Origin of the sequence: Chelativorans xinjiangensis (assembly GCF_009812055.1) — a bacterium.
Taxonomy (GTDB): Bacteria; Pseudomonadota; Alphaproteobacteria; order Rhizobiales; family Rhizobiaceae; genus Chelativorans; species Chelativorans xinjiangense.
In genome coordinates, this window is sequence record NZ_WQNH01000026.1 from 38289 (window position 1) to 55969 (window position 17681).

15 protein-coding genes are annotated in these 17681 nt (G+C 65.3%); 6 read left to right on the forward strand and 9 right to left on the reverse strand.

Going from position 1 to position 17681, the window contains the following annotated elements; all coding sequences use genetic code 11:
- Window positions 1-154: 154 nt before the first annotated feature.
- The 6 genes from GM910_RS16155 to GM910_RS16180 all read right to left on the reverse strand — a co-directional run bounded on the left by GM910_RS16155 (window position 155) and on the right by GM910_RS16180 (window position 6043).
- Window positions 155-484, reverse strand: a complete 330-nt coding sequence (locus GM910_RS16155) for an L-rhamnose mutarotase (RefSeq protein WP_159589009.1) — start codon at window positions 482-484, stop codon at window positions 155-157.
- Window positions 485-495: 11 nt separating this feature from the next.
- Window positions 496-1608 (reverse strand): mandelate racemase/muconate lactonizing enzyme family protein, encoded by a 1113-nt coding sequence (locus tag GM910_RS16160; protein ID WP_159589011.1) that lies wholly within the window; start codon window positions 1606-1608, stop codon window positions 496-498.
- A 2-nt stretch (window positions 1609-1610) separates the two neighbouring features.
- Window positions 1611-2708, reverse strand: coding sequence for an ABC transporter ATP-binding protein (locus GM910_RS16165; RefSeq protein WP_159589013.1), 1098 nt, complete (start codon window positions 2706-2708; stop codon window positions 1611-1613).
- Between the two features lie 3 nt (window positions 2709-2711).
- Window positions 2712-3578 carry a carbohydrate ABC transporter permease gene (locus tag GM910_RS16170; protein ID WP_159589015.1) on the reverse strand — a complete coding sequence of 289 codons (867 nt, stop codon included), beginning with the start codon at window positions 3576-3578 and terminating at the stop codon, window positions 2712-2714.
- Window positions 3579-3580: 2 nt separating this feature from the next.
- The gene (locus GM910_RS16175; protein ID WP_159589017.1) at window positions 3581-4477 is read right to left on the reverse strand and encodes a carbohydrate ABC transporter permease; all 897 of its coding nucleotides are present in this window, start codon (window positions 4475-4477) and stop codon (window positions 3581-3583) included.
- 246 nt (window positions 4478-4723) lie between these two features.
- Window positions 4724-6043, reverse strand: coding sequence for an ABC transporter substrate-binding protein (locus tag GM910_RS16180; RefSeq protein WP_159589019.1), 1320 nt, complete (start codon window positions 6041-6043; stop codon window positions 4724-4726).
- Window positions 6044-6223: 180 nt separating this feature from the next.
- Here GM910_RS16180 and GM910_RS16185 point away from each other — a divergent pair, with 180 nt between their 5' ends.
- The 4 genes from GM910_RS16185 (at window position 6224) to GM910_RS16200 (ending at window position 8525) form a co-directional block, all read left to right on the forward strand.
- Window positions 6224-7009, forward strand: coding sequence for an IclR family transcriptional regulator (locus tag GM910_RS16185; protein WP_159589021.1), 786 nt, complete (start codon window positions 6224-6226; stop codon window positions 7007-7009).
- Window positions 7010-7058: 49 nt separating this feature from the next.
- On the forward strand, window positions 7059-7898 hold the full coding sequence (locus GM910_RS16190; protein WP_159589023.1) for an amidohydrolase family protein: 840 nt from the start codon (window positions 7059-7061) through the stop codon (window positions 7896-7898).
- Between the two features lie 61 nt (window positions 7899-7959).
- Complete coding sequence (locus tag GM910_RS16195; RefSeq protein ID WP_159589025.1) at window positions 7960-8220, forward strand: CopG family ribbon-helix-helix protein; 261 nt, start codon at window positions 7960-7962, stop codon at window positions 8218-8220.
- Complete coding sequence (locus GM910_RS16200) at window positions 8217-8525, forward strand: type II toxin-antitoxin system RelE/ParE family toxin (protein WP_159589027.1); 309 nt, start codon at window positions 8217-8219, stop codon at window positions 8523-8525. The genes GM910_RS16195 and GM910_RS16200 overlap by 4 nt, the downstream gene beginning before the upstream one ends.
- Window positions 8526-8532: 7 nt before the next feature.
- Here GM910_RS16200 and GM910_RS16205 read toward each other — a convergent pair whose 3' ends face one another.
- Window positions 8533-9669, reverse strand: coding sequence for an extracellular solute-binding protein (locus tag GM910_RS16205; protein ID WP_201285525.1), 1137 nt, complete (start codon window positions 9667-9669; stop codon window positions 8533-8535).
- Window positions 9666-10823, reverse strand: coding sequence for a CaiB/BaiF CoA transferase family protein (locus GM910_RS16210; protein WP_159589029.1), 1158 nt, complete (start codon window positions 10821-10823; stop codon window positions 9666-9668). Before GM910_RS16210 ends, GM910_RS16205 begins: the two co-directional genes overlap by 4 nt.
- Before the next feature lie 2000 nt (window positions 10824-12823).
- Here GM910_RS16210 and GM910_RS16215 point away from each other — a divergent pair.
- A complete protein-coding gene (locus tag GM910_RS16215) occupies window positions 12824-13903 on the forward strand; it encodes a glycoside hydrolase family 183 protein (RefSeq protein ID WP_159589030.1) in 1080 nt (359 codons plus the stop codon).
- A 502-nt stretch (window positions 13904-14405) separates the two neighbouring features.
- Window positions 14406-16922, forward strand: coding sequence for an arylsulfotransferase family protein (locus GM910_RS16220; protein WP_159589031.1), 2517 nt, complete (start codon window positions 14406-14408; stop codon window positions 16920-16922).
- A 13-nt stretch (window positions 16923-16935) separates the two neighbouring features.
- On the opposite strand, the gene GM910_RS16225 is transcribed toward GM910_RS16220, so the two are convergent.
- On the reverse strand, window positions 16936-17673 hold the full coding sequence (locus tag GM910_RS16225; protein ID WP_159589032.1) for an SDR family oxidoreductase: 738 nt from the start codon (window positions 17671-17673) through the stop codon (window positions 16936-16938).
- Between the last annotated feature and the right edge of the window lie 8 nt (window positions 17674-17681).

A 17681-nucleotide genomic window follows, 5' to 3' on the forward strand; every position in this document is an offset into this window, starting at 1 on the left:
CACCCCTCCCCTCAAGGGGGAGGGGGGCGCCGACGCCTCAGAATCCCCCTCCCCCTTGAGGGGAGGGGTGAGGGGTGGGGGTTCCGGCGAAGCCGGCGAAAATGACTCATATGCGATAGCCCTCCCCTCAAGGGGGAGGGGAGGGAGCGCTGCCTCACTCATGATGAAACACCTCCTCCATCATCGCCCACCACTCGCCCTCTTTCCGCGTCTCAAGCGGCTCCTGGCAGGGCATGCAGACGGCCCACCACTCCTGCGTCTTCGGGTCGGCGGCCATCCTGGCGGCATCGGCCTCGAAATCGGTGCCGTGATACTCCCAATAGCCGAACAGGAGGTTCTCCGGCTCCTTCAGGAAGATCGTATAATTCTGGATGTTGCAGGCCGAGATCATCTCCAGCACCTGCGGCCAGACGGCGGCGTGCAGGCGCTTGTATTCGGCCGCCTTCTCCGGTTTCAGGCCGATCACCATCCCCATGCGTTGCATGTCGTCCTCCCTCACGCGGCGATTTCGGTGGTGAACTCGGAAACGCTCTTCGCCTTCACGGCGTCCCAGTCCCAATCGATGCCGATGCCCGGTTCGTTCGGCGCCAGCGCCTCTCCATCCTCCACCTTCATGCGGCTTGCCGTCAGTTCGTCGAGCTGCGGGATATATTCGACATACCTTCCGTTCTGCACCGCGCACACCAGGCTCACATGCAATTCCATCAGGAAGTGCGGGCAGACGGGGATGTCGAAGGCCTCCGCCATATGCGCCACCTTCAGCCACGGCGTGATGCCGCCGATGCGGCCGGCATCCACCTGCACCACCGAGCAGGCGCCCTTCTGCATATACTCGCGGAAATGGCGGATCGAATAAAGGGATTCGCCGACGGCGACCGGGATCGGCGTTGTGCGCGACAGCCGCACATGGCCGTCGATGTCGTCGGCCGGCAGCGGCTCCTCGAGCCAGGCGAGATCGAGGGGCTTGAGGCGCTCGGCGCGGCGGATCGCCTCGTCGACGGTGAAGCCCTGGTTGCAGTCGGTCATGATCTCGTAGGCCTCGCCGACAGCCTCGCGCATGGCCAAGAGGCGGCGGAAGTCCTCGGCGCCGGTGGGCTTGCCGATCTTCACCTTCGAGCCGCGGAAACCTTGCGCCTTTGCCGCCAGCGCGTCCTCCACCAGTGCTTCTGTCTCGATGTGCAGCCATCCGCCCTCGGTGGTATAGAGCGGGCAGCGGTCCTTGGCTCCGCCGGCGAGCTTCCACAGCGGCAGGCCGAGCTTCCTCGCGCGCAGGTCCCACAGCGCGGTGTCGACCGCGGCCAGTGCGATCGCCGTGATGGCGCCGATGGTGGTGGCGTGGGTGGAAAACTCCAGCTCGTGCCAGATGGCCTCGATCCGGTCCGCATCGCGGCCGATCAGGCGCGGGGCGAGATGGTCGGCCAGAAGCCGCATGACGGAGGAGCCGCCGGTGCCGATCGTGTAGCTGTAGCCGGTTCCGCTAGCGCCGTCCGCATCCGTGATGGTGACGATCGGCGTCTCCTGGCTGACAAAGCTCTGGATGGCGTCGGTGCGCTTGACCTTGGGCTCAAGGTTCACCATGCGCAGCTCGATTTTCTCGATGCGTGCCATGATCAGGTTCTCAGTGTCGTTCCCGTCTCAGTGTCGAAAAGATGCGCCTGCGACAGGTCGAAGGAAAGCCGCACCTTCTCGCCTGGCTTCAAGAGCTTCGGGTTGAGCATGCGCGAGACCCATTCGCGGGCGGCGAACTCGGTGAAGACCAGCGTCTCGTTGCCGAGCGGCTCCGTTAGCATGACGGCCTGTTCCACCTCGTGCACCTCGGTTTCTTCGCCGGAGTGGATGCCGTGGCCCGTGGGGTAGAGATCGTCCGGTCTAAGCCCGAAGACGACCTTCCTGCCCGCCTCCACCTTATCACGGAACTGGCGGGGCAGGGGAAGCGTCTCGCCGCCGGCGAAGACCAGCGTCCCGTCCTCCACCGTCGCCTCCTGCAGGTTCATCGGCGGCGAGCCGATGAAACCGGCGACGAAGCGCGTGGCCGGTCGCCGGAACACGTCCTCGGGCGTTCCCACCTGCTCGATATGGCCGTCGCGCATGATGACGATGCGGTCGGCCAGCGTCATCGCCTCCACCTGGTCGTGGGTCACGTAGATGACGGTGGAGTTGACCTTGGCGTGCAGCTTCTTGATCTCGATGCGCATCTGGGTTCTGAGCTTGGCGTCGAGGTTCGACAGCGGCTCGTCGAAGAGGAAGACTTCCGGATTGCGCACGATGGCGCGGCCCATGGCGACACGCTGGCGCTGGCCGCCAGAAAGCTGCGACGGGCGGCGCTCCAAAAGCTCTTCCAGGCCCAGCGTCTTCGCCGCCTCGGCGACGCGCGCCTCGATCTCGCCTTGCGGCTTGCCGGCGATCTTCAGCGAGAAGCCCATGTTCTCGGCGACCGTCATATGCGGGTAGAGGGCGTAGGACTGGAAGACCATGGAGATGTTGCGCGAGCGCGGCGGCAGGTCGTTGACTTTCCTGCCGCCGATGCGGATCTCGCCGCCGGAAATATCCTCCAGCCCGGCGATCATCCTGAGCGTCGTCGACTTGCCGCAGCCCGACGGGCCGACGAGGGCGATGAACTCGCGGTCGGCGACCTCCAGGTCAATGCCGTGCACCACCGGCACGTTGCCGTAGCGTTTGACGAGCGAGTGAAGCGAGACTGTGGCCATGCCTTATCCTTTCACCGCGCCGGAGGTGAGGCCGGAGACGAGGTGTTTCTGGACGATGAAGGTGAGGGTGAGCGCCGGGATGATCATCACGACGGCGAGCGCGCACATGCCGCGCCAGTCGATGGTGAACTCGGCCGTGTAGTCGAGGAGGCCGACGGGCAGCGTCTTGGAGCTGGTCGAGCGCGTGAGCTGGGAGGCCAGCGCGAACTCGTTCCACGAGATCAGGAAGGCGAAGATGCCGGCGGACGCGATGCCGGGGCGGGCGAGCGGAAACTCGACCTGCCAGAAGGCCTGCCAGCGCGTGCAGCCGTCGATCTGCGCCGCCTCCGCGAGGTCCTTCGGCACCTGGCGGAAGAAGCCGTCGATCAGCCAGATGGTGAAGGGTACGTTGAGCGCCACATAGGCGAGGATCAGCCCGAAATGGGTGTCGATGATGCCGAGGCGGGCATAGACGAAGAAGAGCGGCAGGGAGAGCGCGATGCCGGGCACGGTGCGCGTCAGCATGAAGCCCAGGAAGATCGAGGATTTGAAGGCGAAGCGGTAGCGCGCGAAGGCATAGCCGCCCGCCATGCCGACGGCCAGCGCGATCACCGTCGAGGTAACGGAGATGACGAGCGAATTGCGGAAATATTCGATCACCGGAATGCCGCCCTGGCCGACGCCGGAGAACATCGCGACATAGGCGTCGAGGGAGATCTCGCGGGGGATCCACACCGGGGGCTTCGCCATGATCTCGACCGTCGGCCGCAGCGAGGAAAGCACGATCCACAGTCCCGGCAGGCAGATGATGGCCATGGCCAGGAAAAGGAGGATGAGATGCGTGGCCTTGAAGAGGCCGCGTTTCATGCGGTGAGCGGCGTTCCTGTCCATCCTCACCACTCCGCTGCGATCTGCGCCCGCGCCTTGGCAAGCTGCCGGAAGAACATGGCGGTGAAGACGATGGACAGAAGGATGGCGATATAGGCCATGGCGTTGGCAAGCCCCATGCGCGCGTCGGAATAGCCGGTGCGGGCGATCAGCGTCCACAGGATCTCCGTGCGCTTGGCCGGGCCGCCGTCGGTCATGATCTTCACGATGTCATAGGCGCGCGCGATGTCGAGGGAGCGGATGGTCATGGCGATAAAGGCGAACGGCATGAGATAGGGCCAGGTGACGTAGCGGAAGGTCTGCCACGGCGTGCAGCCGTCGACGCGCGCCGCCTCCACAGGCTCCTTCGGCATGGCCATGAGGCCGGCCAGGATGAAGATGGCGAAGACGGCGGTGGAGGACCAGATCTCGGCCGTCAGGATGGCGATGAAGGCGAGCGTGCCGTCGATCAGCCAGGGGATGGCCCGGTCCGTCAGGCCGAGGCCCTGCAGCGCGTTGTTGATGAGGCCGATATTGTCGTTGAACATGAACTTGAACTGGAAGCCCACCAGCACCGGCGAAAACATCATGGGGAACATCATGATGGTGCGCAGCAGGCGCTGGCCGCGCGTCGCCTTTTCCACGAGAACGGCAAGGCCGAGGCCGAGCACCATTTCGAGGTTGAGCGCGACGGTGAGGAGAAGCACGGTGCGCCCGAAGGCGACCCAGAACTCCCAGTCGGTGAAGAGCCGCTCATAGTTGCGCAGGCCGATGAAGGTCCAGATGGAATCGGGGCGCGTCAGGCGGAAGGGCGTGAAGCTGGAGTAGAGCGACAGCAGGAGGGGCACCACCACCACCGCCGCCAGGACGATAAATGCCGGCAAAAGCAGGAGGTAGGGTGCCAGCAGTCTCCAACTCTTCATGCTGTCCGCTTTCGATTGTTCTGGTGTTTTCGTTCGTGCGGCCATCTTCTGCATCGAGGGCGCGGCGTCTCCGACTCCCCTCCCCCTTGTGGGGAGGGGTAAGGGGTGGGGGTCGTGATGACGGATGCCGGCGTGCGCTTTTAGGCACTAGGCCAATCACGCATGACGGCACGCGAGCGCAACCACCCCCACCCCTTACCCCTCCCCACAAGGGGGAGGGGGTCGGTGACGCCGCGCCCGCCGCCCTTACAGTTCCCCCGCGTCCTCGAGGATCTCCGTCGCCTTCTCCGCGGCGTCGTTGAGCGCCTGCTCAGCGCTCTTGTCGCCGAGGATGGCGGCCTGCAGCTCGGGGTAGACGGCGTTGGAGATCTCGATCCAGGATGCCGTCTGCGGCACGGGGAAGGCATGCTCGGCCGCCTGCTGGAAGGCCGTCAGCACCTCCTGGCGGTAGGCGTCGCCTTCAGCTTCGGCGACCACCCATTCCCACACGGCGGTGCGCGTGGGCAGCGGGCCGGCGGCGGCTTCGAGCTTCTGGCTGTCCTCGTTGGTGAGCCACCACACAAGCGAAGCGGCGGCTTCCTTGTCGGCGCAGCTTTCGGTGACGGAGAAGCCGTGATGGCCCGACCAGCCGGTGCGCTTGCCGGAAGAACCCTTGGGCTGCACCTTGACGCCGACATCGCCGGCGACCTTGGAGGATTGGGGATCGTTGAAGAAGCCCGCCCAGCCCGGCCAGTCGAGATTGATGGCGACGGTGCCGGAGGCAAAGCCCTGGCCGAGGTCGTCCCACAGATAGTTGGTCGTGCCGGCGGGAACGGCCTTCGCCTCATAGAGGTCGACGAACCACTGAAGCGCCCGCTGGCCGGCTTCCGAGTTGAAGGCGGGGCGGCCGTCCGCGTCGAGATACTCGCCGCCCTCCGCCACCAGCATCTCGTAGAAGCGGCCATTGATGGCCTCTTCCTTGCCGGCATACTGCGTGCCGTAGAAATCCGGCGGGTTGGCGAAGAACGCCGCCTGGTCGGCGACCTCCTGCCAGGTGTCCGGCGGCACCAGGTCGTAGCCGTACTTCTCCTTGAACTCCGCCTTCTTTTCATCGTCCTCGTAGAGGCTCTTCTGGTAGTAGAGCGCGGAGACGTCGAACTGGGCGCGCGGCAGCATCACCAGCCTGCCGTCGAGTGTCGAGGCGCTGATATTGGCCGGCACGAAGGCGTCGATCTCCGACTGCGGCAGAAGGGCGACAAGATCGGTGTAGATGCCGGGATATTGCGGCGCGAAGGAGGAGTGGTTGGAGCCGACGCACCAGCCGATCGAACCCGTGGCGATGTCGGACTTGATCTCCTTGTCGAGCTCGAAGTGGTTCTTCTTCGAGATGACGTTGACCTTGGCGCCCGTCGCCTCTTCCCACTCGGCGATGCGCGCGTAAAGCGCCTCATATTGCTGGCCGCCGATCAGCTTGGCGTCGATGGTGACGCCGTCGAAGCTGCCGGGCAGTTCCTGCGCCAGGGCAGGGGCGGCGCCAAGCGCCATGGCGAGCGCGCCGGCGGAAGCACTGAAAAGCAGTCTGTTCATGAGTATCCTCCCCAGAAAGCAGTTCGCCTCGGCGCCTGCCGGGGCGGGATCGTGCGTCGCCCTCATTGGTGAGAGCTTAATTCATATACAAACATCTGCTATGGTCGTCGTCAAGCGTGAACTGCGTTGCGCACCCCGGCAGCTTGCGTATATGAAAAGCAAGCTTCACCGGAGAGGGCCGTGAAAGAAGAAGACAACGAACGCTACCGCGCGCCGGCTTTGGACAAGGGTCTCGACATCCTGGAGCTGCTCGCCGGTGTCGACGGCGGCTTGACCCAGGCCGAGATCGCCAAGCGCCTCGACCGCAGCCCCAACGAGTTCTACCGCATGCTCGACCGGCTGGTGCGGCGCGGCTATGTCACGCGCATCGACGGCGACCGCTTCTCGCTGACATTGAAGCTGTTCGGCCTCGCCCAGCTCCACGCGCCGGTGCGCCGGCTCGTCTCCTATGCCACGCCCTTGATGCGCGAGCTTGCCGAGGCTTCGCGCCAGGCCAACCAGCTCGTCGTCTTCGACCGTGGTGCTGCCGTCGTCATCGCCCAGCAGGAGGCGCCCGGCTATTGGGGCATCTCCATCCGCGTCGGCTCGCAAATCGGCCTGTTCGACACCGGCTCCGGCCATGTCCTTCTCGCCTTCCGCAGCGAGGAGGAGCGGCAGATGATGATTGCCGAGAACCTGAGGAGCAACGAGAAGCCGGAGCTTTCGCCGGAGTTCTTCGAGCGGCTCGACCAGATCCGCGACCGCGGCTACGAGATGATGCCGAGCGCCCAGACCGCCGGCGTCTTCAACCTCTCGGCGCCGGTGCTGGGCCCCGACGGGCGGGCGATTGCCGCGCTGACGGTGCCCTATATCGCGCTGGTCAACGCCAAGGGCGCGCCGGACATCACCGGCACCATGCAGCTCGTGCTCAAGACGACGCAGAAGCTCTCGCGGCTGGCCGGCGCGGACATGACGCCGGTGGCATGATGTTTTATTGGAACGGGCGATTTCATTCGCCTGAGGGAGGAGGCTACGCATGATCGTCGACACTCATCTGCACGTCATCGACCAGGCAGCGCTCAGCTATCCATGGCTTGCCGGGGTGCCGCCGCTCAACCGGGATTTCTCCTACGAGGAATACGCGCGCGAGGCGCGGCGCGTCGGCATCGAGGCGACGCTGCATATGGAGGTCGACGTCGCCGAAGACAGGATCGAGGCGGAGACAGGCTATGTCGGCTCTCTCAAGGAGCGCCCGGACAGCCTTATCGTCGGCGCCATCGCCTCCTGCCGGCCGGAGGACGAAGGCTTTGCCGCCTATCTGGAGCGGCAGCAGGCTAACCCGCTGGTCAAGGGCTTCCGCCGCGTCCTGCATGTCATGCCGGATGAACTGTCGGAGGGGCCACTTTTCCGCGAGAACCTCGCCCGGCTCTCCGGCACACGCTTCACCTTCGATCTGTGCGTGCTGCCGCGGCAGCTGCCGAAGGCCATGGCGCTTGCCGACCTGGCGCCGGACGTGCAGTTCATCCTCGACCATTGCGGCGTGCCGGACATCAAGGAGGGCGCATCCGAGCCCTGGCGCGCGCACATGGCCGAGATCGCCAAACGGCCGAACGTGACGGCGAAGATCTCCGGCGTCGTCGCCTATGCGGACCCCGAAAGCTGGACCGTCGAGACCCTGCGCCCCTGGGTCGAGCACACGGTGGACTGCTTCGGCTGGGACCGCGTGGTGTGGGGCAGCGACTGGCCCGTCTGCACGCTGGGCGGCGGGCTCTCGACATGGGTGGCGGCCACGCAGGCGCTGTTTGCGGGCGCCAGCGCGGCGGAGCGGGCGAAGCTGTTTTCGCGGAATGCGCGGAGGATTTGGGGGTTGGGGTGAGGCATTGGCCTGTGCTGTCGTCCGTGTTATATTGTACACACTATAACACGGAGCATTTTCAATGCCGGCCAGCACGACCATGACCATCCGCGTCAGCCCCGAGGTGAAGGAGAAGCTGGGGCGGCTGGCGCATGACACCAAGCGCAGCAAGTCTTTTCTCGCGGCGGAAGCGCTCGCTGGATATGTGGACCGGGAACTCGATATCATCGAGGGTATCCGGCGCGGGCTTGCCGATGCGGAGGCAGGGCGGGTCGTGGAGCATGATGAAGCCATGGCGGAGCTTTACGCCGTGATCGAGGCTGCCGAGAGCGGAAAGAAGTGAAGCGGCGCGTCCGTTGGTCCCGCGACGCATTGGACGATCTGAAAGCGCAAATCTCCTACATTGCCGCAGAGAACCCGCGTGCTGCGCGACGGGTGACGGATCGGATACGCGCTACCGGGGCGGCTCTCGGCGATATGGCCACGGGGCGGCCCGGCCGTGTGAGCGGCACTTATGAAAAGTCGGTATCCGGACTGCCGATCATCCTTGTCTATGCAATCATCGGGAAAGCCGGTGTAGAAGCCGTCCTGATCCTGCGGATGATCCACATGGCGAGGAACTGGCCGCCGGAGGATTGGCCGAAGTAGCGCGGCGCTACCCATCGCTCCCCTCCGCAAACATCCTGTTCAGATCGGCAACGATCTTTGCCCCGCCCTCCCGCCGCAGAAGCCCGTCGTTCAGCCGTGCGGACGCCTTTTCCTGGAAATCCATATACCCGTCATGGCGCGGGCGGAGCCAGGCGGCTTCGAGGGTGCGCCGCGTGGCGCGGTAGAAATTGCCGGTGGCGGCGTTGACGGTGTCGTCCTCCCAGGCGGCGGCGTGGCCGGGCTGGCCGCCGGCGGCCGCGTAGGGGCCGCGCTGGGTCTTACCGCCGGCGATCCAGTAGGCGAAGTCGGTGGCGGCTTCCTTCGCGCTCGAGAAGGCGGAGACGGCGATGCCCGTGCCGCCGAGGGCGGAGCCGACGGGACCTTCGGGCCCGAGCGCCGGGATATCGGCGAACGCGAGGCGGTGCGGGCGGAAGCTGGCAACCGCGTAGTTGACGTAGCCGTAGATCAGCGGCGCGCAGGCGACCTTCGATCCCTCGGCCGCCATGGCTTCGAAGACGGCGATCGGGTCCATGTCGAAAGCCGGGCGGCCGGCTGCATCGGCGATTTCGCGCAGCACATCGAATACGGTCTCTCCCGATTCCGGCGCGATGAGGGCCTCGGCCCTGTCGCTGGCGCAGGGTGTGCCGAGGTTGGCGGCGAGCGTGAAGAAGCACATGAGCGAATGCGGCGGCCGGAGGGGGAGGAGCACACGGCCTTCCCGCGCAAGCTCCAGGACTTCCGTCCAGGCGGTCGGCGGGCGATCCAGGAGGTCGGGGCGGAAGGCCTGCACTTGCGCGGCGGCATCGATGGGGAAGGCCCACTGCCGGCCTTGCCACTCATAGCTCGGGTAGGAAAGGCCGACGCTGCCCTTGGCCAGCGCCGCGCGCTCGGCCTCGCGGTCCGGCACGTCGAGGGGGGCGAGGCAGCCTTCGGCCGTGATCTGGCCGACATGGGGATGGTCGATGACGATCAGGTCGTAGCGGCGGGCGAGCTCCTCGACGGGATAGGATTCGAAATCCTGCAGCGAGCGCTTGTCCCAGGCGATCTCCACGCCGGTCTTCTCCCGCCACAGCCGCGAGCAGGCGGCCATGGGGTCGTAGCCGCGCGGGTGGCTCCACGTCATGCCCTTCAATTTCACGCTCACAGGCCGAACTCCCGGCGGATCGCCTCGCTGTGCTCGCCGACGCGCGGGGCGGCGCGCGCCATCTTCGGCCTCTGGCCGTCGACGCGGATGGGCGAGCGGGTGGTGAGGATCGACACGTCGTCCTCGCGGGTGACGGTCTGCAGCATGTCGAGGTGCTTGAAGCCATCGTGTTCGAGGAGGTCGTTCCAGTCGAGCACCTTGGCGCACCAGATGTCGGCCGGCTCGAGGATCGCCAGCCATTCGTCGACCGTCTTCCCGGCCGTCCGCTCGGCGATGATGGCCTTGATGGCGTCGCGCTCGGAAAACCAGCTTTCCGGCTTGTCGCGATAGGGTGACAGCGCCTCGATCTCCATCAGGTCGGCGAGCTTGGGGATCGGCGTCATGGCGATGGTGAGGAAACCGTCGCTTGCCGGATAGACGCCGTAGGGCGCGGCGAGATAGGCATGCGCGCTGCGAACAGCGGAGCGTCTCGGCTGCCGCCGCCCGTCGTTCAGGAAGGTGGTGAGCACCTCGAACTGGAAATCGACCAGCGCCTCGAGCAGGCTCGTCTGCACATGCCCGCCCTTGCCGCTGACGCCGCGGCGCACCAGGAAGGCGAGGATGCCCTGCGCGGCGGCGGCACCGGCCAGCATGTCGGCGACCGCCAGGCCGAAGGGCACCGGCCCCTGGCCGTCGTCGCCGCTCAGCCACATGGCGCCCGAGCGCGACTGGGCAAGCAGGTCCTGGCCGGGCCTGTCGACCCACGGGCCTTCCTCGCCATAGCCGCTGATGGAGGCGTAGACGATGCGCGGGTTGAGCGCGCTCACCGCGGCATAGTCGAGGCCGAGCCGCTCGATCACGCCGGGGCGGAAGTTCTGGATCATGACGTCCGCCCTGGCGAGAAGCTTCCTGAGGGCGGTAAGGTCCTGCGCATTCTTCAGGTCGACGGCAAAGCTCTCCTTGCCGCGGTTGATGGCATGGAAGATGGTGGAATCGCCGCCGATCTCCGTGTCGGAGAGGTAAAGCCGGCGCGACAGGTCGCCGCCGTCCGGCCGCTCGATCTTGATGACGCGGGCGCCGAGGTCCATCAGCCGCAGCGAGCAGTAGGGGCCGGAAAGGAACTGGCTCATGTCGACGACGACGAGCCCCTCCAGCGGCAGTGCGACCTCGCTCATCGGTGAAGCTCCCCGGTCAAGGCACCGTTCTCCGGCGCGCCCGTCTTCGCCTTCGGCATGTCTCCTCCACGAGGGTTGTTTTCTCTTGTGAAGAAAGTATTCAGATATGAGATAAATGCAAGGCCCCCTCTTCGATAGGGGCGAGCGCCATCGCCGCCACGCCCGCTTTCGCGTCTGGCCATTGACCCTTCGACTGTTCGACAAGCTCACAGCTCAGGGTGGGAAGCGGGGCGCGTCTTCGGCACCGCAGGAGGCGCTTTGGGGGCGCCTCAAATAAGGCGCGTCCAACGCGCCCCACCGGAGTCTGTCCCGCCGTCGGCCGGTCACTCGGGCTCCCCGCCCTTCCCGGCTGCACCCAATTGGGGGCTTTGCCGGGCCGGACGAGAAGCCCTGGCGGCTTCTCCGCAATGCCGGCAACGCTGTCACCCAGCGCTCCCGGCACCGCCGGCCTGTCGCGGGCCCTCAGGCCTCCGGGTACCGAGCCCGAAGGGAGAGGTCTCCGCCGCTCTCCCGAACACCCGGTGCGCATCCGGTTCCCGCGAGAGCGATGGCAAGGATTGTACGGGCGGGCTGGGCAGGGGGGCGTATTTTCCCGCGAAAAAATTGGAGAATTTTTTCTGCAGTGAGTGAAACCAATGGGTTGTCGGGAAAGAAAAAAATTGTCGCCACATTTTATCCCCGCGCAGGCAAGGCATCGCCGGCTGAGGTGAAGGGTGCCCGCCGCCCTTCCAACGTGGCGTCATCCCTACCCGCGCGCGTCATCCCCACCCGCCCGCGCGCGTCATCCCGGAAAGCCGAAGGCTTGTCCGGGACCCATTCTCGCCTCGCTGAAGCTCCGGCGAAGCGGGCCGGAAGGTGGGCGAGTCACGGAATGGGTCCCGGACAGTCTCCGCTTCGCTCCGACTTCCGGGATGACGCGCGCGCGGGTGGGATGGGGAGGATTTTAAGGGCAGGCTGGGCAGGGGGGAGTATTTTCCTGCGAAAAAAGTTGGAGAAATTATTCCGAAGCGAGGGAAAACAATGGGTTGGTGGGGAAGAAAAAATCTTTGTCGCCACATTTTATCCCCGCGCAGGCGAGGCATCGCCGGCTGAGGTGAAGGGCGCCCGCCGCCTCTCCAACGCGCGTCATCCCCACCCGCGCGCGTCATCCCGGAAAGCCGAAAGGCTTGTCCGGGACCCATTCCGTGACTCGTCCACCTCCGGAATGGGTCCCGGACAGTCTCCGCTTCGCTCCGACTTCCGGGATGACGCGCGCGGGTGGGGTGGGGAGGATTTTAAGGGCAGGCTGGGCAGGGGGGCGTATTTTCCTGCGAAAAAGTTGGAGAAATTATTCCGAAGCGAAGGAAAACAATGGGTTGGTGGGGAAGAAAAAATCTTTGTCGCCACATTTTATCCCCGCGCAGGCAAGGCATTGCCGGCTGAGGTGAAGGGCGCCCGCCGCCTTTCCAACGCGCGCGCGGTGGGTGATGGGTTTTCCTTGAAATGCCGGCGCCCCTTCGCGCCCCCCTCTGTCCTGACGGCCAATCTCCCCCCGTGTGGGGGAGATGTCCGGCCCTTCGACAAAGCTCAGGACAGAGGGGGGCGCGAAGGGGCGCTGGCTTATCCGAGGTCACGCCTTGAGCCGGTAAGGCTGCACGGTTCTCCAAACGCGTCATCACCACCCGCGCGGGCGGGCTCCAGAGATCTGCACCAGTTCGTGAAGGTTGCTTGACATAACCTATTAAGAAAGAAGGGAAAAACCTATATAACGATAAATTTGTTTCCGACATTAATTGTATGTGAGAAAAAAATCCGTTATAAAGCCGGTCATCATCTTCAGCCGGGCGGGGGGCCCCTCCGAGTTGTGATCGCGCAGCGGATTTGTGTCCGCAGGCGGCGGGGCTCTTGGCGTATGTCGGGAGTCACGAATGTCGCGCAATTGGTCAGCGACCCTTCTTTGCAGCGTGCTTTTTGCGCTTTCCTCTGTTGCCTCTGCCGGTCCCCCGACCGAAATACCTGCCATGGAAACGCAGAACGCTTCATTGCAGCCGGATGTGATGGCGGGCGATGAGGCCGCCATATCGCCGGTTACGGTGCGCATCGCCGGAAGCAAGGTCGTAAGCCAGGTCACCGGCCCCGACGGGACGAACGATACCGCGCGCCGGTGGGATGTCCATGGCACCGACCTTGGACACATGTTCCTGCACAAGGACACGCTTTACATGGTCTTCGGCGATACTTTCGGCCAGAGAGGGGTGTTCGGCCGGATGAACTGGCGCAGCAACACGATTGCGCGCATCGCCGACCCCGATCCACGCAACGGCCTGCCGATAGAGACCATGATCACCGGCGCGAACGGCGCGGCGAAGGAACTGCTCCATTCGCGCAAGATCGGCGGCGTGGAGAAGACCGTGATCCCCACCTACGGCATCTCCATCGGCGACCGCATGTATCTTCACTACATGTCGGTCAAGGGGTGGGGCGCGCCGGGACAGTGGGAGGTCCGCCATTCCGGTATCGCCTATTCCGACGACGACGGGCACACCTGGGTGGTCCCGCCCGAAGCCGTCGAGAACCGGGCGATCGGGTTCGAGCAGGTCGCCTTCGTGCGTGAGGAGGACGTGGTTTACACGTTCGGTATTCCGGAAGGGCGGTTCGGCGGCGTCAAGCTGCGCCGTGTCGCTGCCGGGCGGATATTGGACCTGGACGCTTACGAATACTGGACCGGAACCGGGTGGGTCGCCGATCCCGCCGCCGCCAGCGTGATCGTGCCGGCGCCTGCCGGCGAACTGTCGGTTGCGTGGAGCAAGACGCACGAAAGCTGGGTCATGATGTATTTCGACCCGGAGCGCCGCGCCGTCGTCCTGCGGCTCGCCCCAGACCTGACCGGCCCCTGGGGCGATGCGCAGGTGGTCGTCGGTGCGCAGGATTATCCCGGTCTTTACGCGCCCTATATCGTGCCGGGCAGCGACATCGATACCGAGCTCTATTACACGATGTCGCAATGGACGCCGTACAACGTCTTCCTCATGCGCACGAGGCTGGAGTGGCCGGCGCCGGCAGTCGCCGCCGTTCCCGAGGCGCCTTCCGAAGACGGGTAGCGGGGCGTCGGCTTATCCGAGGTCACGCCTTGAGCCGGTAGGGGTGCACGGTTCCTGCAAACATGTCATCCTCACCCGCGCGCGTCATCCCGGAAGTCGGAGCGAAGCGGAGACTGTCCGGGACCCATTCCGTGACTCGTCCACCTTCCGGCCCGCTTCGCCGGAGCTTCAGCGAGGCGAGAATGGGTCCCGGACAAGCCTTCGGCTTTCCGGGATGACGCGCGCGCGGGTGGGATGCGGTGGGGATGGGCACGTAGTACGCGCATGCCGTCGCGCGGCCGGGATGACGGCCGCTGGTGGGGGGGCGACAGGGCGCGGCGATCCTGATCCCACCCATGTTGCACCCGTTAATCCCATATGATGGAACCCTCTCCGCCACCCTGCCGTTGGCGTTCCGCCGGCGGTTCGTTCGAGCCGACCGGGCACTGAACCATGGTCAATCGTAGCGCCCGGCGCCGCCAAGGCGATCGGGGGGCGAAGCAAGACGGCTGCGGAGGCGCTCGTGGAAGCTGTCCCATCATCGGCGGTAGGGGTGCGGGAGACTGTGCCGACCATTCAGCGCGCGTATGTCTCGCGCGCGGTTTGGCTTCTTGCGCTCCTGTGGATCGCCGTTCTTCTGACGACGTTTCACTATGTCGCGACATTGCCGTGGTGGCTCGCCAGCCCCTGGCGCATGGCCGATTTCAACGCCGCGGCGCCGTTTCAGTATCGGACGCTGTTGCCGCTTGTCGTGGCGGGGATCGGTGAGGGCGTTCCATGGCTCGATGCCGATCTCGTCTTTGCCGCCATCGAGGTCGTCGCCTGGATGCTGCTGGTCGTCGTCGCGCTGCGCGGCTTGGACTTTTTCTGTCCCGATGTCTCACCGCCGGTGCGCCGGATCCTGGCGATAACGGTCGTCATTCCGGTTGCGATGCATCTGATCGTGCCGGACCTGAAGTTCCCGTCAACGTTCCAAGAGGATGGCGGGCTTCTGGAACTGGGCGAGTGGAGAACGGTCAGGCTCTTCCGCTACGTGTACGATCTGCCGGCCGCCGTTTTCACGCTCGCGCTCGTGGTCCTGCTCGCACGCTTCGCGCGGCGCCCGGACATGCGCCGTTTCGCCGCCTATCTCGGGCTGTTCGCCGTCGCCACGCTGAACCGCGAGACGACGGTGTGCATGATCCCGGCGTTCCTCGCCGTCTCATACGACCGCATCGACCGCGGGCTGCTGTTGAAGACGCTGGCGGCGCAGATCGTCGTCTTCGCCGCTGTCTACGGTTCGGCGGTATGGCTTATCCCGAACATCGACAATCCGCATGCCAACGTTGCGGGATCGGAATATGAAAACCACCTCGTGCACAACCTCGCGCTGTTTGCCAGCCCGCTCTACCTGGTGACCTATTTCGCGCGGTTCGGCGCCGGTCTTTATCTGCCGGTGCTGCTGTTGCACCGCTATCTGTCGCCTGTCCTGGGGCGGACGCTGATCTGGTTCGGGCTGCCGTTCCTGGCTTTGGCCGTGTATTTCGGCCGTCTGGCCGAGCAGCGCGTGGTTGTCGAGATCATGCCGATCATATGGCTTGCGGCGGTCCAGGCGATCACCGCCTGGAATGCCAGCCACCGCGGTTCCGCCGTCGCATCACCGTTACCCGGGCCAAGGGCGGTGAGCATCAACGCCGCCAGCGCTCCCGGAGGGGAGGCGCAAAGCGTCGCGGAAAGAGCCGGGACGGCGGTTTTCGTGCTCATGCTGATGTTTCTCGCCTTCGTGGGAGGCGCGATGGTGATGCAGGCGCGGGTCTTCCCGCACCAGTTCTTCAGCGACGCCTATCGGGCCTGGGACGCGCTGCGGGTCCAGCAACGGATCCTCAGCAATCCCATCCTGACCAACCTTTACGAGCGCGCGAGGACGGACGAGCGCGGCGTCACGGTCAACGATCCCGCCCGCGCTTTTCCGGGCTATACGCTGTTCACGTCGGGCGACGACCAGGTTGCCCGCCTCATCGCCATGGATGGGCGGGTCGTGCACGAGTGGCGGCTGCCATACGAAAGGGTGTGGGACGAGGGGGCGGCGGTCGCCGACCCGCAGCCCGGCTCCGTCATCTACATGGATCGCGCCAAGGTCTTCCCGAACGGCGATCTGCTGGCGATCTACATTTCGTCCGCCGATACGCCGTGGGGCTACGGGATGGTCAAGATGGACCGCGATTCCCGCGTTATCTGGAGCTATCTCGAGAATGCGCATCATGAGATGGCGATCGCGCCGGACGGCCGCATCTACACGCTCGTCCACCGGTTCCGCGAGGAGCAGCCGCCGGGAGCGCGACAGTTCGACCGTCCGTACCTTGAGGATTTCGTCGTCGAGCTCTCGCCTGAGGGCGAGGAGCTGAAGAGGATATCGCTGACGGAAGCGCTGCTGAAATCGCAATATGGCGGGCTCCTCCGGTTCCTGCCCTATTCCACCCTCGGCGACCCGCTGCATCCGAACAATGTCAAGTATATCGACGCGGAGGCGGCGCGGAACTTCCCGTTCGGCGAGGAAGGCGACCTCCTTGTCTCGATCAGGGAGCAGTCGCTGATCGCCGTCGTTTCCATGGAGACCGGTGAGATCAAATGGGCGACGACGGGAGCCTGGCTGCGCCAGCACGACCCGAGCATCCTGCCGAACGGCAACATACTGTTGTTCGATAATCTGGGCGGCCTGGAACGCGGCAACAGTTCGCGGGTCATCGAGATCGACCCGCAAACCTCCAACATCGTGTGGAGCTTCGGCGGCACGTCCGACCATCCCCTCTACAGTTTCCTGCGCTCGAACGCGGAGCGGCTGCCGAACGGCAACACGCTGATCACCGAATCCGACGGCGGGCGGCTCCTGGAGGTGACGCGGGAGGGGGACGTGGTGTGGAGCTATGTGAACCCGATCCGGCGCGGGGACCGGCAGCACCTCATCCCCATCGTCAACGGTGCCCAAAGGATCGGGCTGGATTATTTCGAGCAGGGATTTCGCCACAAGCTCGCGCAGCCGGCGGCGGCTCGGCGGCGGTGAAGTTGGGAGCTAGCTAAAGCTCGATGCGTTTGAAGAGGCTGCGCGGCATGAGGCGGATCACCAGCATGATCCACCGCCAGAAGAACGGCACGTAGACGACGTCCCTGCCACTGCCGATCGCCGCATGAATGCGCTTGGCGGCCGCCTCGGGCTTGGCCCATAAAAGCCCCTTCCGGAACCCGGCGGTCATCGGCGTGTCGATGAAGCCGGGTCTGATGGTGGTCACGCCGACACCGGATTTGTGGAGCCGCTGCCGCAGGCCTTCGAGGAAGGTGTCGACCGCTGCCTTTGCCGCCCCGTAGACATAGTTGCTCTGCCGGCCGCGGTCGGCCGCGACGGAGGTGATGACGGCGATCCTGCCGCTGCGCCTTTCTTCCATCCGCTCGGCGAGACGGGTGAGGAGGGCGATGGTGCTCACCGCGTTCGTCTGCAGTTCCTGCGCGGTGAGGCCCGGCGAACGCTCGCAGTCCGCCTGGACCGGCAGGGTGCCGTGGGCGATGAGCGCGATGTCGATGCCGTCCAGCGCCTTTTCCGCCTCGTCCAGAACCGCCTTGTGGCGGTCGAGCGCGTTGACGTCGAGGCTCTTATATCCTGCAACGCTGGCGCCCCGGACAGTGAGATCGTCTGCCGTCGCCTTCAGGTGCTCCTCGTTGCGGGCGACGAGGAACACGCGGTCGCCGTCCTGGGCGAAGAGGCGGGCGATGGCTGTGGCGATCGCCGAGGTGGCACCGATGATCAGAACCTTGCGCATCGCGTCAC